Origin of the sequence: Shewanella sp. 10N.261.52.F9, from assembly GCF_041471165.1 — a bacterium.
Taxonomy (GTDB): domain Bacteria; phylum Pseudomonadota; class Gammaproteobacteria; order Enterobacterales; family Shewanellaceae; genus Shewanella; species Shewanella marinintestina.
This window is the reverse complement of sequence record NZ_JBFRNX010000059.1, coordinates 1-341: the sequence shown is the minus strand read 5'-3', so window position 1 is coordinate 341 and position 341 is coordinate 1. Positions and strand designations below refer to the sequence as shown.

At 48.4% G+C, this 341-nt stretch carries 1 protein-coding gene; it reads right to left on the bottom strand.

Annotated features, from left to right (window positions below; all coding sequences use genetic code 11):
- Positions 1-341 (bottom strand): Ig-like domain-containing protein (locus tag AB4298_RS21400; protein WP_371988330.1); only part of this gene is annotated, 341 nt, incomplete at both ends.

The window sequence follows — 341 nt, the reverse complement described above, 5'->3', positions numbered from 1 at the left end:
ACAAAGCTTGCCACATCAATCGTTATCGTTTGAGCATCCATCGCCATTGCTGGTACGGCAAAGTCGTTTGCTGTTAACTTACCTTGCGATGCTGAAATAATGCTCACCACACTGCTCGCCGTGTCCATGCCATCGGTCACGCTATAGTGCAAACTCGTCGTCCCCTCAACACCATTCGGTGTATAGGTTAAAACTAAACCGTTTTGCGACAAGGTTGCAGGTAAAGCAACATCGCTAATGCTGCTCAGTGTTAACGTGTCACCATCGGCATCACTGATTGCATCAGCGAGGTTAATCTCAACTGAAGGTTCGGTCACTGAGTATGGGTCAACCGTGACCGT